The 14,449-nt window shown below is 69.0% G+C and carries 9 protein-coding genes and 1 tRNA gene; 7 read left to right on the top strand and 3 right to left on the bottom strand.

What is annotated here, in order from left to right; translation table 11 throughout:
• The first annotated feature begins 50 nt into the window (after positions 1–50).
• A complete protein-coding gene (locus D620_RS0103985; protein ID WP_017664499.1) occupies positions 51–4,796 on the top strand; it encodes an NAD-glutamate dehydrogenase domain-containing protein in 4,746 nt (1,581 codons plus the stop codon).
• Between the two features lie 88 nt (positions 4,797–4,884).
• Complete coding sequence (locus D620_RS0103980) at positions 4,885–6,141, top strand: NAD(P)/FAD-dependent oxidoreductase (RefSeq protein WP_017664498.1); 1,257 nt, start codon at positions 4,885–4,887, stop codon at positions 6,139–6,141.
• Here the strand turns inward: D620_RS0103980 and queG are convergent.
• On the bottom strand, positions 6,125–7,180 hold the full coding sequence (gene queG, locus D620_RS0103975; RefSeq protein ID WP_026091926.1) for a tRNA epoxyqueuosine(34) reductase QueG: 1,056 nt from the start codon (positions 7,178–7,180) through the stop codon (positions 6,125–6,127). The genes D620_RS0103980 and queG overlap by 17 nt on opposite strands.
• 46 nt (positions 7,181–7,226) lie before the next feature.
• Between queG and D620_RS0103970 the strand changes: the two genes are divergently transcribed.
• The 4 genes from D620_RS0103970 (at position 7,227) to msrB (ending at position 11,728) form a co-directional block, all read left to right on the top strand.
• Positions 7,227–8,252: an ABC transporter ATP-binding protein gene (locus D620_RS0103970; protein ID WP_017664496.1), complete on the top strand. Its 1,026-nt coding sequence runs from the start codon at positions 7,227–7,229 to the stop codon at positions 8,250–8,252.
• Positions 8,249–9,505, top strand: a complete 1,257-nt coding sequence (locus tag D620_RS0103965) for an ABC transporter permease (RefSeq protein WP_017664495.1) — start codon at positions 8,249–8,251, stop codon at positions 9,503–9,505. The genes D620_RS0103970 and D620_RS0103965 overlap by 4 nt, the downstream gene beginning before the upstream one ends.
• Positions 9,506–9,797: 292 nt before the next feature.
• Positions 9,798–11,150: a cytochrome P450 gene (locus D620_RS0103960; RefSeq protein WP_017664494.1), complete on the top strand. Its 1,353-nt coding sequence runs from the start codon at positions 9,798–9,800 to the stop codon at positions 11,148–11,150.
• 77 nt (positions 11,151–11,227) lie between these two features.
• Positions 11,228–11,728: a peptide-methionine (R)-S-oxide reductase MsrB gene (gene msrB / locus D620_RS0103955; RefSeq protein WP_017664493.1), complete on the top strand. Its 501-nt coding sequence runs from the start codon at positions 11,228–11,230 to the stop codon at positions 11,726–11,728.
• Here the strand turns inward: msrB and D620_RS0103950 are convergent.
• Positions 11,725–12,393, bottom strand: coding sequence for a PilZ domain-containing protein (locus D620_RS0103950; protein ID WP_017664492.1), 669 nt, complete (start codon positions 12,391–12,393; stop codon positions 11,725–11,727). The two genes, msrB and D620_RS0103950, sit on opposite strands and share 4 nt — an antisense overlap.
• Positions 12,394–12,541: 148 nt before the next feature.
• Positions 12,542–12,626: transfer RNA gene (locus tag D620_RS0103945), tRNA-Leu, on the bottom strand.
• A gap of 32 nt (positions 12,627–12,658) precedes the next feature.
• Between D620_RS0103945 and D620_RS0103940 the strand changes: the two genes are divergently transcribed.
• Entirely contained in the window at positions 12,659–14,407 is a 1,749-nt protein-coding gene (locus D620_RS0103940; RefSeq protein ID WP_233991960.1) for a cation:proton antiporter, read from the top strand.
• The last annotated feature ends 42 nt before the right edge of the window (positions 14,408–14,449 follow it).

The raw sequence follows: 14,449 nt of genomic DNA, 5'->3' as shown, positions 1-14,449 counted from the left end.
AATAAAATTACAGTCGCTCAAGGCCGGATCCGCAGGAGCAGGAGCCGATCATGGCATCGAAGACCGTCGCCGCCGCGCCAGCAAAAGCGCTCGTCAAGGCCTTGCGGGTCGCGCTCGAAGCCTCGTTGCTGCCTGGCGATGCGGGCGCCGACAAGGCGGTCCTGGACGAGGCGGCCGGCTGGCTGCTCGCCGCCGCCGCGACTCGCCGCGCGGGCGAGCCCATCGTCCAGCTCGAATCCACCAGCGGCGCGCGGCGCCATCTGCGCATCGCGATCATCAACGACGACCAGCCCTTCCTGGTCGATTCGCTCGCGGCGACGATTTCGGCGCAGGGGCTCGGCATCGACCGCCTGCTGCACCCGGTGGTGCCTGTGGAGCGCGACGCGCAAGGCACGATCACGGCTCTCGGCACGTCGGGCACCAAACAACCCGGACAACGCGAATCGCTGATCTATATCGAGACCCCGCGCGTCGATGCCCGCCAGCGGCGCGAGCTGATCGAGGCGCTCGAAGCGACGCTCGGCGATGTCCACGCCGCGGTCGCCGACTGGCCGCACATGCAGGCAGCGATGGCCGCCGATGCCGCAGCGGCCGGAGCGCTCGATGCCGAAGCCGGCGCGCTGCTCGGCTGGCTGGGGGGCGGGATGCTCACCCAACTGGGCCACATGACCCGCCGCCGCGACGGCAGCACCGAAGCGCGCCTCGGCATTTGCCGCGCCTCCTCGCCCGATCTGCTCGCCGACATTTCCTTCGCCCGCGCCTTCGAATGGTTCGATGCGGCAGAAAAGGCCGGCAGCCCCAAGGCGATGCTGGCGATCAAGAGCAACGTTCAGTCGCGCGTCCACCGCACCAGCCCGCTCGACCTGTTCATCGTGCCGGTTCGCGAAAAGGGCAGGATCGCCGCGCTCTCGATCCATGCCGGGCTGTGGACCAGCGCGGCGATGAATGCGCGCCCGGGCGAGGTTCCGGTGCTGCGGGAGATGGTTGCCGATATTGCCGCGCGGCTCGGCTTTGACCCTGCGGGCCACAACGGCAAGGCACTGGTCCACGCCTTCACCTCGCTCCCCAACGATCTCCTCACCGCCTTCGATCCGGAGCGCGTCGCCGATCTTGTCACCGCCAAGATGGCGCTGATCGACCGCCCGCGCCCGCGTGTCATCATGGTCCGCGCGACGCTCGAGCGGCACCTCTTCGCCTTCGTGTGGCTGCCGCGCGACCATATGAACACCGACGTCAGGATGCAGATTCAGGCGATGCTGCTCGCCGCACCGGGTGCAAAGCTGCTCGACTGGAGCCTCGAGATCGAAAGCTCGACCCTCGCCCTGCTGCGCTTCCTGATCGACGTGCGCGCCTCGGCGAACCTCCCTGACGATGCCGCGATCGAGGCCCAGCTTGCCGATCTGCTGCGCGGCTGGAACGAGGCGGTCGCCGCCCACCTTGCCTCGCATGAAGATGACGGCCGCGCCGCCGCGCTCGCCGCGCGCTATGCGCCGGCCTTCCCGACCGGCTACCGCCTCGCCTATGGCCCCGAAGAGGCCGCGCGCGACATCGCCAAGCTGCGGACGCTGACCCTGTCCGAGGCCGACGCCGCCATCGCCCGCGCTTCCGAGCGCGCGGTGCGGCTCTACCGCCTTGCAGGTGACGGGGCCGATACGCTGCGGTTGAAGGTCTACCATACCCGCGGCGCGCTGGCCCTGTCGGACGTGGTCCCCGCCTTCGAGAATTTCGGCTTCCGGGTGCTCGCCGAAGTGCCGACCTATCTGACCGATGCAGGGCTCGGCTCGATCCACGAATTCCTGCTGACCCTCCCGGCCGGGCGCGATGCCGGGGCGCTGCTCGAACGCGCCGCGCTGATCGAGGCGGCGCTGGCGGACGTGCTCAACGGCGCGGCGGAGGATGATCCCTTCAACCGCCTCGTCCCCGCCGCGGGCCTCCTCCCGCGCGAGGCGAACTGGCTGCGCGCGGTCTATCGCTACCTGCGCCAGACGGGCCTTGCCTACACCATCTACACCGTGGTCGATGCCCTCGCCGCCGCGCCGCAGGTGACGGCCGCGATGATCGACCTGTTCGAGGCGCGCCACAATCCCGCCTTTGCGGGCAACCGCGATGAGGCCATGGCCGCGGCGCAGAACGCCTTCACCCGCGGTCTTGCGAAGGTGACGGCGATCAATGACGACCGGCTGCTCAGGCTCTACCGCGCGGTGTTGGGCGCGGTGCTGCGCACCAACGCCTTCGCCCCCGCCGCCGCCGAGGCGCTGGCCTTCAAGCTCGACAGCCATCTGGTCCCGGGCCTCCCCAAGCCGCTGCCGTGGCGCGAGATCTTCGTCTACAGCGCCCGCGTGGAGGGCATCCACCTGCGTTCGGGCGCGGTGGCGCGTGGGGGCCTGAGGTGGTCCGACCGGCGCGACGACTTCCGCACCGAGATCCTCGGGCTGATGAAGGCCCAGCGGGTCAAGAACGCGGTGATCGTGCCGACCGGGGCCAAGGGCGGGTTCTATCCCAAGCAACTTCCCAATCCCGCCATCGACCGCGAGGGCTGGGCGGCGGAGGGCCGCGCGGCCTATGAAATCTTCATCCGCACGCTGCTGTCGGCCACCGACAACATCGCCGCGGGCCGCGTCGTGCATCCCGAATGCGTGCGCGCGCTGGACGCAGAGGACCCCTATTTCGTGGTCGCCGCCGATAAGGGCACCGCGACCTTCTCGGACATCGCCAACGGCATCGCCCAAACCCGCGACTTCTGGCTCGACGATGCCTTCGCGAGCGGCGGCTCGAACGGCTACGACCACAAGGCGATGGGCATCACCGCGCGCGGCGCGTGGGTGAGCGTCCAGCGCCACTTCCGCGAGATGGGCATCGACGTGCAGACGCAGCCGGTGCGCGTTGCGGGCTGCGGCGACATGTCGGGCGACGTGTTCGGCAACGGGATGCTGCTGTCGAAGGCGCTGAAGCTCGTCGCCGCCTTCGATCACCGCCATATCTTCATCGACCCCGCGCCCGATCCGCTCGCCAGCTGGAAGGAGCGTGCCCGGATGTTCGCGCTCCCCCGCTCGAGCTGGGAGGATTACGACAAGGCGTTGATTTCCATGGGCGGCGGCGTGTTCCCGCGCACTGCCAAGGTGATCAAGCTGTCGAAACAGGCGCGCGAGGCCATCGGCATTGACGACGTTCTTGGCAAGAAGGGGGAAATCGAGCCCGAGGCGCTGATCTCCGCGATCCTGCGTGCGCCGGTCGACCTCCTGTGGTTCGGCGGGATCGGCACCTATGTGAAGGCCCCGGCCGAAAGTCACATCCAGGTCGGCGATCCGGCCAATGACGGCCTGCGCGTCGACGCCACCGAAGTGCGCGCCCGCGTGATCGGCGAGGGCGCGAACCTTGGCGTCACCCAGGCCGCGCGCATCGCCTTCTCGCTGGCGGGGGGGCGGATCAACACCGACTTCATCGACAATTCCGCCGGGGTCGACTGCTCGGACAACGAGGTCAACATCAAGATCGCGCTCGCCGCCGCGACCAACAGCGGCAAGCTCTCCGACAAGAAGCGCAACACGCTGCTCGCCGCGATGACCGACGATGTCGCCGCGCTGGTGCTGGAGGACAACCGGTTGCAGGCGCTCGCGCTGTCCATCGCCGAGAGCGGGGGGGCGGGTGCGATCCCTGCCTATGTCCGCCTGATCGAGCGGCTGGAAGAGGTCGGCGATTTCGACCGCCGCACCGAGGGTCTGGCCGAGGGCGAGGCGCTGGTGCGCCGCGCTGCCGATGGCCAGGGGCTGACCCGCCCCGAGCTCGCGGTGCTGCTGTCTTCGGCCAAGCTCGCGCTGCAAGCGGCGATCGAGGCGAGCGATCTGCCCGATGATCCGGTGCTCGAACCCCTGCTGCTCGCGCGCTTCCCGGCGGCGATGCGCAAAACCTTCGCGGCCGAGATCAGGGGCCACCGGCTGCGGCGCGAGATGATCGCGACGAGCCTCTCCAACCGCATCGTCAACCGGCTGGGCATGGTCCATCCGTTCGAACTCGCCGAGGAAGAGGGCGTGGGCCTTGCCGAGGTCGCGGCGGCCTTCGTGGTCACAGAGCGCCTGTTCGGCCTCGAGGCGCTGTGGCGCGATCTCGAAGGTGCCGCCATGCCCGAAACCGCGCGCCTCGCCCTGTTCGACCGGCTTGCGGCCGCGGTCGGCAATCTGATGAGCGACGTGCTGCGCACCGCTGCGGGCAAGGTCGCAGCCGGCGCGATGATCGAGGCCCTCGCGACCGGCGTGACCGCGCTGGTGGGGGCCCGCGAGGAGCTGCTCACCGAGGAACCGCGCGCGCGCTCCAGGGCCTTGCGTGACGGCTTTGTCGGCATCGGCGCGCCCGAGGGGCTGGCGGGGCAGGTCGCCGGGCTGTTCGATTTCGACGGCGCGGTGGGCCTTGCGCAGGCTGCGCGCAGCGGCGGGATCGAGCCGCGGCTCCTGACCCACGCCTTCACCGATATCGGCACCGCCCTGGGCCTCGACTGGGCGCAGGGCACGGCGGCGCACATGAGCCCCTCCGACGTGTGGGAGCGTCTTTTGATCTCGGGATTGGCGCGCGATTTCCAGCAGATGCGGATCGAGTTCCTGCGGCGGCTGATGCGCGGCGATGGCGGGGCCAAGGCAGACGGGGCCGACCCGCGCGGGGCTGTCGCCGAATGGACGGAGCGCAACCACCAGGGCGTCGCCCAGTTCCGCAAGCTCGTCGCCCGTGCCCAGGCCCGCCCCCCGGTGGGCGCGGCGATGCTCGCGCAGATCGCCGCCCAGGCGCGCAATCTGCTGGAGCGGTAAGCGCCGGTATCCAATCCTCCAGCTTGACCCTCCGGCAATTTGCGCCACATCAAGGGCCGCAACCAGCCGGAGGGGCACAAGACAGGTCATGGTATCCAATCACAGCCACGCGCCCGATCACGCCGACGTCGTGATCGTCGGCACCGGCCATGGCGGGGCGCAGGCGGCGATCGCCTTGCGCCAGCACGGGCACGAGGGTTCGATCATGATGATCGGCCGTGACGATGCGCCCCCCTACGAGCGCCCTCCGCTGTCCAAGGAGTATCTCGCCGGGGACAAGGGCTTCGAACGGATCATGATCCGGCCGGAAAAATTCTGGGCGGAAAAGGACATTGCATTGCGCCTCGGCGCTGCGGTGACCGCGATCGATCCGGTGCGGCGCACGCTGAGCCTGTCGGACGGCGGGCGGGTGACCTATCGCAAGCTGATCTGGTCGGGCGGCGGCGATCCGCGCCGGCTGCCGGTGCCCGGCGCGGTGCTTCGGCAAGTGTTCTACGTCCGCGACAAGCGCGATGCCGATGCGATGATGCAGGCGCTGGCGGACGGGGCCAGCCGCGCGGTGGTGATCGGCGGCGGCTATATCGGGCTGGAAGCGGCGGCGGTGCTGCGCAAGTTGGGGTGCGAGGTGGTGCTGGTCGAAATGCTCCCCCGCCTGCTCGCGCGGGTGGCCGGCGAGGCGCTGTCGGACTTCTACGCCCATGAGCACCGCCGCCAGGGCGTCGACATCCGGCTCGGGGCCGGCGTCCATGCGGTGCTGGGCGAGGCCGAGGGCAAGGTCACCGGCGTCCGCCTCGACAGCGGTGAGGAGGTGCCCTGCGACATGGTGATCGTCGGCATCGGCATCGTGCCTGCGGTCGCGCCGCTGATCGCGGCCGGGGCGGCCGGATCGAACGGCGTCGATGTCGATTTCTGCTGTCGCACCACGCTCGACGATATCTACGCGATCGGCGACTGCGCCGCGCACGCCAACCCTTTCGCCGATGGCGCGGTGATCCGCCTCGAATCGGTCCAGAACGCGCACGACATGGCGAATACGGTCGCCCGCGCGATCATGGGCGAGAAGGAGCCCTATCACGCGCTGCCGTGGTTCTGGTCGAACCAGTATGACCTCAAGCTCCAGACCGCAGGGCTCAGTCTCGGCTTCGACCAGACTCTGGTGCGCGGCGATCCCGACAGCCGCAAGTTCACCGTGGTCTATCTGAAAGGCGGAAAGCCGATCGCGTTCGACTGCGTGGGGACGATGAAGGACTATGTCCAGGCAAGGAAGCTGCTGGAAAGCGGCTGCGGCCGGATCGACCCGGCGCTGCTGGCCGATCCCGAGGTGGCGCTCAAGGATCTGATCTGAGCCGCGCGAGCGCCCAAGCGGCCGCATCGGCCACCACCGGATCGGGGTCGAGGGTGAGCGCCTCGACCTGGGCCGCCAGCGCCCGGTTCCCGCTATTGCCCGCCGCATAGAGGCAGTTGCGCACAAACCGGTCGCGCCCGATGCGCTTGATCGGCGAGCCCGCAAACAGCGCGCGGAAGCCCGCATCGTCCAGCGCCAGCAACTCGCCCGGCCGCGGGGCGACCAGTTCGGCGCGGGGGAGGAATTCGCGGCAAGCCTGCGCTTGCGAAGCAAACTTGTTCCACGGGCACACCGCAAGGCAATCGTCGCAGCCATAGATGCGGTTGCCGATCCCGGCGCGCAGGTCCTCGTCCACCGGCCCCTTGTGCTCGATGGTGAGGTAGGAAATGCAGCGCCGTGCATCGAGGCGGTAGGGCGCGGGGAAGGCGCCCGTCGGGCAGGCGTCGAGACAGGCGCGGCAGCTCCCGCATTGGTCGCGGTGCGGCTCGGCCGGGGCCAGATCGAGGGTGGTGTAGATCGCGCCCAGGAACAGCCAGCTGCCGTGGGTGGGGCTGACGAGGTTGGTGTGCTTGCCCTGCCAGCCGATCCCTGCCGCCTCGCCGAGCGGCTTTTCCATCACCGGCGCGGTATCGACAAAGACTTTCACACCGGCGCCCGGAACCTCTTCCACCAGCCAGCGGGCGAGCGCCTTCAGGCGCTTCTTTACCACATCGTGGTAGTCCCTGCCTTGCGCATAGACCGAGATGCGCGCGTGGGCTTGCGAGCCCTCCAGCGCCAGCGGATCATGCGCCGGGGCGTAACTCATGCCCAATGCGATGACGCTCTTCGCCTCGGGCCACAGCCCCTGCGGCGAGCGGCGGTGATCGCGGCGCGCCTGCATCCACTCCATCGACCCGTGGTGCCCTTCGCCCAGCCACTGCTCGAGGCGCTCCGAGCGCAGCGGGTCTTCGGCGGCCGAAGCGAACCCGCACACCGCGAAGCCCTGACCAAGCGCCTGCGCGTGCACCCTGGCGGCAAGAGTTGCGGGGGCATTAACCATGTCTGGAGAGGCTCCCGTTTAATCCTGTCCGCTAACCGCGTATGCCATGGACATGGCGGTAAGCGATCATATGGCGGCGGGCAATGACAGGCCGGACATTCAGGGGGCGCGCTTCAGCGCCGTTCCGGCCGATGGCCGTCCGCTCGCAATCGAGGCGCGCGGGCTGGTCAAGAGCTTTGACGGCACACGCGCGGTGGACGGGGTCGACATCTCGGTGCCCGAGGGCGCGATCTACGGGATTCTCGGCCCCAATGGCGCGGGCAAGACCACGACCTTGCGGATGCTGCTCGGCATCATCGACCCCGACGCGGGCGTGCGCCGTGTGTTCGGACATGACCGCCCGCACGACATCGGCCGGCTGATCGGCTACCTGCCCGAAGAGCGCGGGCTCTACCCCTCGATGAAGTGCATCGAGGCGATCGCCTTCATGGGCGCATTGCGGGGCCTGCCCTTGAAGGAGGGCCGCAAGCGCGCCGTGGCGCTGCTTGAACGTCACGGCCTCGCCCACGCGGCAGATCGCCAGATCCGCCAGCTTTCCAAGGGCATGGCCCAGACCGTCCAGCTGCTCGGCACGCTGGTCCACGAACCCCGGCTGGTGGTGCTCGACGAGCCCTTCTCGGGCCTCGATGCGATCAACCAGGGCAAGCTCGAGATGATGATCCGCGCGCTCGCCGACGACGGCGTCACGGTGATCTTCTCCACCCACGTCATCCACCATGCCGAGCGCCTGTGCGAGGGCGTGGCGATCATCGCCGGGGGCAAGGTGCCATACGCCGGCAGCGTCGAGGCGGCGCGCGACCGCATCCCGGCGCAGGTCCGGCTCGAGACCCGCGCGCGCGAGGGCGCGTGGCTTGCCGCTCTCCCGCCCGAGACCCGCCGCAATGGCGACTTCTTCCACTTCCCGCTGCCCGAGAGCGGCATCGAGCCGCTCCTCAAGGGGCTGATCGAAGGCGAGGCGGGGATCCTCTCGCTCTCGATCGAGCGCGCTGGCTTGCACGACGCCTTCGTCGCCATCGCGGGCGAGGCCGCCGCGCGCCAGCTTGCCGCCGACAGCGAGGAGACGGGCGCATGATCGACACCGTGATCCGCCCCCGCCTTTCGGCCATGGAGGCCGCCTGGGTCATCGCCCGCCGCGACTTCGTGGCGGTGCTGTTCTCCCGTGCCTTCCTGTTCTTCCTGCTCGGCCCGCTGTTCCCCGTCATCGTCGGCGGGCTGGCCGGCTCGATCGGCGGCGAGGTCCAGCGCGAGGCCGTCTCCTACGAAGTCGGCGTCGCGATGAGCGCCGAGGACACCGCGAGGATGGTCGCCGCGGGTGAGCGCCTTGCCCCGCAGCTGCCCTTTGCGCTCCCGCGGCTCACTCCCGTCCCCCAGGCCGCCGCCGATCCCGTCTTCGACGCGCGGGCCTTCATGGAGGCGCGCCAGGGCAACTACGCCGCGATCCTCACCGGCACGCCGCAGTTTCCCAAGCTGGTCGGCACCGAGGGGCAGATCGCCCGCTGGCAGGGCCCGGTCGGCCTGATCGCCGGCCACACCCTCGCCGCCGAGCCTGCCGCCTTCCCCGCGGTCAGCGCCGACCTCGTCGCGACCAGTGCCGCCGACGAGCGCACCACCCGCATCCAGACCGCCCAGATCGCGCAGATGCTGCTGTTCCTGCTGACCATGCTGCTCGCCGGCATGGTGCTCTCCAACCTCGTCGAGGAGAAGGCCAACAAGATCATCGAGATCCTTGCTGCCGCCATCCCCATGGACGCGGTGTTCTTGGGCAAGCTGTTCGCGATGCTGGCGGTCTCCTTCGTGGGCATTGCGGTGTGGGGCACCGCGGGCTTCGTCCTGTTCGGCGGAGCGGGCGAGGTCATCACCCGCGTCACCGGCTTCGACATCGCGAACCTGCCCGCACCCGCGGTCGGCTGGCCGCTGTTCGTCCTGCTCGGCATCCTCTACTTTGCGATGGCCTATCTCCTGCTCGGCGCGCTGTTCCTGACGATCGGGTCGATGGCGAGCTCGGTGCGCGAGGTGCAGACGCTCTCGATGCCGGTCACCATGCTCCAGCTGATGGTGTTCTTCCTGGCTGCATACACCATCAACCAGCCCGGATCGGGGATGGAGATGGCCGCGATCGCCTTCCCGCTGTCCTCGCCCTTCGCGATGCTCGCCCGCGCGGCGATGGAGCCGCAGCTGTGGACCCACGCCCTCGCGCTCGGCTGGCAGGCGCTGGCGGTGGTGGGGATCGTCAAGGCGGGCTCGCTGCTGTTCCGCAAACGGGTCATGAAGTCCGGCGGGGCGGGGCGCGAGAAGCGCGCCAAGGGCCTGCGCACCCCCGCCTGAGCCGCTGGGCGAAACGCGCACCCCCGCAGGCCGCGTGTAGGAGACACATGAGACACTGTCCTGGGAGCGAAAACCGGCTCCGGGATGCACCCCCCCGCGCTGCGCCTCGGGCGGCTCGGGGGGAAGGGGACAGGGCGCCTCATCCCCGCGATCATGTCAGGCCGGCGCCTTGTAGGAAAGCGCCGAAAAGGTCCCGTATCGCAACCCATATTGACATCCGTGTCAGTTGCGTCAGACTGCGACTCATCACGGAGCGGCGCACCTTGAAGATGCCGCCCGACGGGAGACAGACATGGCCACCATCGCCCCCACCCCGCCCGGAATTCAGCGCCCGCAAGTGCGCCGCGAGCCTTCCTCCTACGATGCGCTGAAGGCCCACTTCGCCGAGCATCCCGAGGAACGCCTCAAGCATTCCCACCCCTGGGATGTCAGCCGTTCGGACATCTATTTCGAGGACAGGTGGCAGCCGGTCTTCGCCGAGATGCGCAAGGCAGGCCAGCTCCACTGGATCCCCGAAAGCCCCTTCGGCCCCTATTGGGCGATTGTAGGCCACAAGGCGATCCAGCATATCGAGGCCCTGCCCGAAACCTTCTCGTCGAGCTGGGAGCACGGCGGGATCACGATCCTCAACCGCCTTTCGGAAGAGGAGCTGGCGGCCAGCAACATCGAGCGCCGCGAGCTGCCGATGTTCATCGCCATGGACCGCCCGCAGCACACCGGCCAGCGCCGCACCGTCGCGCCCAAGTTCACGCCCTCGGCGATGACCGACATGGAGGCCGAGATCCGCCAGCGGACCGGCGAGGTGCTCGACCGCCTGCCGCGCGGCGAAGTCTTCGACTGGGTCGATACCGTCTCGATCGAGCTGACCACCGGCATGCTCGCGATCCTTTTCGGTTTCCCCTGGGAAGACCGCCGCTTGCTGACCTTCTGGTCCGACTGGGCGGGCGATACTGAACTCGGCTCGATCCGCGCGCTCGATGAAGTGCGCTGGGGCATCCTCCAGGAAATGGCGGCCTATTTCCAGACCCTGTGGATCGATCGCACCATGGACAAGGAGCCGGGCAGCGATCTCATCTCGATGATGATCCACTCGCCCGCGATGAACCAGATGAGCCCGGAGGAATTCATGGGCAATCTGGTGCTGCTGATCGTCGGCGGGAACGACACCACCCGCAACACCATGAGCGGGATCATCCACGCGCTCGACAAGTTCCCCGACCAGCGCAAGGCCTACGAGGAAAATCCCGAGCTGATCCCCAATGCGGTGCAGGAAATCCTGCGCATGCAGGTGCCGCTCGCCCACATGCGCCGCACCTGCACGCAAGATACCGAGGTGTTCGGCCAGACCATCAAGGCGGGCGACAAGGTGGTGCTGTGGTATATCAGCGCCAACCGCGACGAGGAGGTTTTCGCAAACCCCGACAAGCTCGACATCACCCGCGAGAACGCGCGCCGCCACCTCGCCTTCGGCTACGGCATCCACCGCTGCGTCGGCGCGCGGCTTGCCGAACTCCAGCTGCGCGTGCTGCTCGAAGAGTTGCACAAGCGCCGGATGCGGGTGCATGTCGCGGGCGATGTCGAGCGGGTGCGCGCCAACTTCGTCCACGGCTTCCGCAAGCTCGAGGTCGAGATCACCACTTTCTGAGCGTGCTGAAACCTGCGGGGCGTTTTCGACGTAACAGGGGGGAGCGGGCGGCGTGCCCGCCACCTTGGGAGACTGCCATGCGCCTCATCGTCCTCAGCCGCCGCCGCCTGCTGACCGCCAGCGCCGCGATCGGCGCGATGCTGCCCTTCGTCAGCGCCTGCGGCGCCTCGCCCGCTGCGGCCAAGAGCTATCCCAAGGGCCGCCCCGATGCCGAGTGGAAGAAGCTGCTGACCCGCGACCAGTATTACGTGCTGCGCGAGGCCGGGACCGAACGTGCCTTCACCTCGGCCCTCAACAAGGAAAAGCGGAAAGGAACCTTCGTGTGCGCCGCGTGCAGCAATGCGCTCTATTCCTCGGCGACCAAGTATGACAGCGGCACCGGCTGGCCGAGCTTCTGGCAGGCGATCGACAAGGGGGCGGTCGGCACCAGCACCGACTACCTGATCGGCTACCCGCGCACCGAGGTGCACTGCGCCGATTGCGGCGGGCATCTCGGCCATATCTTCGGGGATGGGCCAAAGCCGACCGGCAAGCGCCACTGCATCAATGGCGCGGCGCTCAAATTCGTGCCGGCCTAGGCGGCAGAGGCGGGCGCGGCGGTCTCTTCGAGCAGCGCCGGGGCCTGGAGCAGCGCGGCAAGCCGTGCGAAATCGCCGAGCGTGAAGGTGTCGTCGAACACCACGCCGTAATGCTGGTCGCGCCGCCAGCGCACTTTCGCGCGCACCTCGCGCGGTTTGCCGCCGCCCGGCGAAGGGATGCCGATGCGCACGTTCTGGTCGATCGCCAGCAGCCGGTCGCAGCTCAGCCGCGCGCCCTGCTGGGAGAAATTCTCGACCATCGCCTCGAATTGCCCGGCGAGCATCCTCACCGTCACCGGGAAGCACAGCCCGAGCCGGAGGCCGCGCTTGGGATACTCTGTCGATTCGTTGACGAGCTTTTCGACCTCGACATTGTCGGCGAAGGTGAAGCCTGCCTCGTTGCCCTTGTTCCAGACCCGCGCGATTTCGTAGACCGCGCCCGCCGGCATGTGCAGCGCGAACTCCTTGCACGAGGGCAGGGCGTGGAACAGGCGCACGCTGACGCCGGTCTCCGACACGTCGCGGATCACGCACACGAACTCGCCCTGGGCCGAGACCAGCTTGGCCGCCCGGATCAGCAGCGTGAAGCGCGGCGCGACCCGCTGTTCGGCGCAGGGCTGTTCCGGTAGAGGTTCGAGGCGCGCTTGCTCGCTCGCTGGTTCCATGCCTGTTGTCCCAACCCGACAGCCCCTGGTCCTGGCACTGGCGAGACATGCGCAAGACGGTCCGGCCCCACGCTTCGCACAAGGATTACGCAGGAAGGCGTTAAGGGCGAGATAATGGCGAACGGGGGTGTCTGACGGAAGGCGCCTGTGGTGCGGGCGGCGGGACTCGAACCCGCACGATCGAGGATCGGGGGATTTTAAGTCCCCGGCGTCTACCATTCCGCCACGCCCGCATGGCTTGCGCCTTGCCACAAACCCCCATGCCATGGCCAGAGCCCGCCGCGCGCGCTTGCCAGCGCCGCTGCAAAGCCCCATTTCGGCAGTCAGGACCACTCTTCTCGAAGCGGGGCGCGTGATGGCGGGCGAAGTGACAGACGCGCATTCGGTGGTCGCAACGATCCAGCCGGCGATCACGCTGCTCGGGCTCGGCATTGCCGCGGCGCTGGGCAGCCGGGCGCTGCGGCTCAATCCGATCGTCGGCTATCTCGGCATGGGCCTCGGTCTGTCGGCGCTGGGGATGGCGGGGGATTTCAGCGGATCGGTGGTCGCCGCGATGGCCGAGGCGGGGGTGATGCTCCTGCTGTTCAACCTCGGCCTGCACTTCTCGTTGGGCCGCATCCGCGCCGAGGCGGGCAACATCTTCGGCTTCGGCAGCTTGCAGATGGTGGTCGCAGGCGGCGCCTTCGCCGCGCTGTTCTGGGCGCTGGGCCTGCCGCCGATGTTCGCGGTGATCGCGGGCTTCGGGATGGGGCTGTCCTCCACCGCCGTGGTCATCGGCCTGATCCGCGAGCGGGGGCAGGAGGACTGCCCGGTGGGCCGCGCCGCGCAATCGATCCTGATCTTCCAGGATATCGCCGCGATCCTGCTGCTGGTCACCGCCGGCGCGCTGGCGAGCGGGGGCGCTCTGGCTCCCGCACTGGGGATCGCCGGGGCCAAGGCGCTCGCCGCTTTCGCCATCGCGGTGCTCTTCGCGCGGTTCCTGACCGAGCCGCTGTTCGGCCTCATCGCCCGCGCGGGCACCACCGAGGTCTATACCGCCACGGCGCTGTTCATCGCGCTTGCCGCCGGGTGGGCGACGGGGATGGCGGGGCTCTCGCTGACGCTGGGTGCGTTCCTTGGCGGCATGGCGGTCGCGGATTCGCGCTACCGCATCCTCGTGCAGACCGAGATCGACGCCTTCCGCGGGCTGTTCATGAGCTTCTTCTTCATCTCGGTCGGCCTCGGCATCGACCCCGCGCAGCTCGCCCGCGACTGGCAGCTGGTGGTGGCGATGACGGTGGGGGTGATCGCGCTCAAATGCGCCTTCAACGTCGCGGCGGCGATGCTCAACCGCTGGTCGGTGCCGGGCTCGATCCAGCTGGGCTTCCTGCTCGGGCAGGGGAGCGAATTCACGCTGGTGCTGCTGGCGCTGCCCGCCGTCGCCGGGCTGGCCGAACCGCGGCTGGTTTCCGCCATGGTCACCGCGATCGCGATCAGCCTTGCCGCGACGCCCTTTGTCTCCAACCTCGGGCGCAGGCTCGCCGGCCGCCTGCGGCAGGGCCCGCCCGACACCAAGATGGCAGGTCACGATGCGCAGGTCGTCATCATCGGCATGACCGCGGCGGGCCGCGCGCTCGCCGATGCGCTCGCCTTCAACACGGTGGAATACCTCGCCTTGGAGCCCGATCACGACCGCTTCCAGATGGCGCTCGCCGACGGCTACCACGTCCACCGCGCCAACCCCGCCGATCCGCGCAGCTGGGACGCGATCGGGATGGACCGCCGCCAGGTGCTGGTGATCGCGACCGGGGCGACCGATGTCTCGCGCGAGCTCACCCCGCTGGTCGAGACCCGCGCGCCGACGATGACGCGGATCATCGCCGTGCCGGGGGGCGCCCAGGCGGGCGCGATGGCGGCACTCGGCATGCTGCCGGTCGACATGAGCCTGAGCGGCGGGGCCGAGCGTCTCACCGACCTCGTCTTCACCGCGCTCGGCATCGAGCGCGAATTGCCGGTGCCGGGGCTGGCGGCGTAATTTGCTTTGCGCTCGCCCCTCCGGGCGAGCGTCCTCGGCGCT

This window comes from Porphyrobacter sp. AAP82, assembly GCF_000331285.1.
In the GTDB taxonomy this organism is placed as follows: domain Bacteria; phylum Pseudomonadota; class Alphaproteobacteria; order Sphingomonadales; family Sphingomonadaceae; genus Erythrobacter.
Note: the sequence above shows the minus strand (reverse complement) of the source record. Positions and strands in the feature narration are given on the sequence as shown.

Coding starts and splice junctions, on each gene's coding strand:
- D620_RS0103960 (WP_017664494.1), top strand. CDS start 9,798: ATGGCCACCATCGCCCCCACCCCGCCCGGAATTCAGCGCCCGCAAGTG.
- D620_RS0103970 (WP_017664496.1), top strand. CDS start 7,227: ATGGACATGGCGGTAAGCGATCATATGGCGGCGGGCAATGACAGGCCG.
- msrB (WP_017664493.1), top strand. CDS start 11,228: ATGCGCCTCATCGTCCTCAGCCGCCGCCGCCTGCTGACCGCCAGCGCC.
- queG (WP_026091926.1), bottom strand. CDS start 7,180: ATGGTTAATGCCCCCGCAACTCTTGCCGCCAGGGTGCACGCGCAGGCG.
- D620_RS0103965 (WP_017664495.1), top strand. CDS start 8,249: ATGATCGACACCGTGATCCGCCCCCGCCTTTCGGCCATGGAGGCCGCC.
- D620_RS0103950 (WP_017664492.1), bottom strand. CDS start 12,393: ATGGAACCAGCGAGCGAGCAAGCGCGCCTCGAACCTCTACCGGAACAG.
- D620_RS0103980 (WP_017664498.1), top strand. CDS start 4,885: ATGGTATCCAATCACAGCCACGCGCCCGATCACGCCGACGTCGTGATC.
- D620_RS0103985 (WP_017664499.1), top strand. CDS start 51: ATGGCATCGAAGACCGTCGCCGCCGCGCCAGCAAAAGCGCTCGTCAAG.
- D620_RS0103940 (WP_233991960.1), top strand. CDS start 12,659: ATGGCCAGAGCCCGCCGCGCGCGCTTGCCAGCGCCGCTGCAAAGCCCC.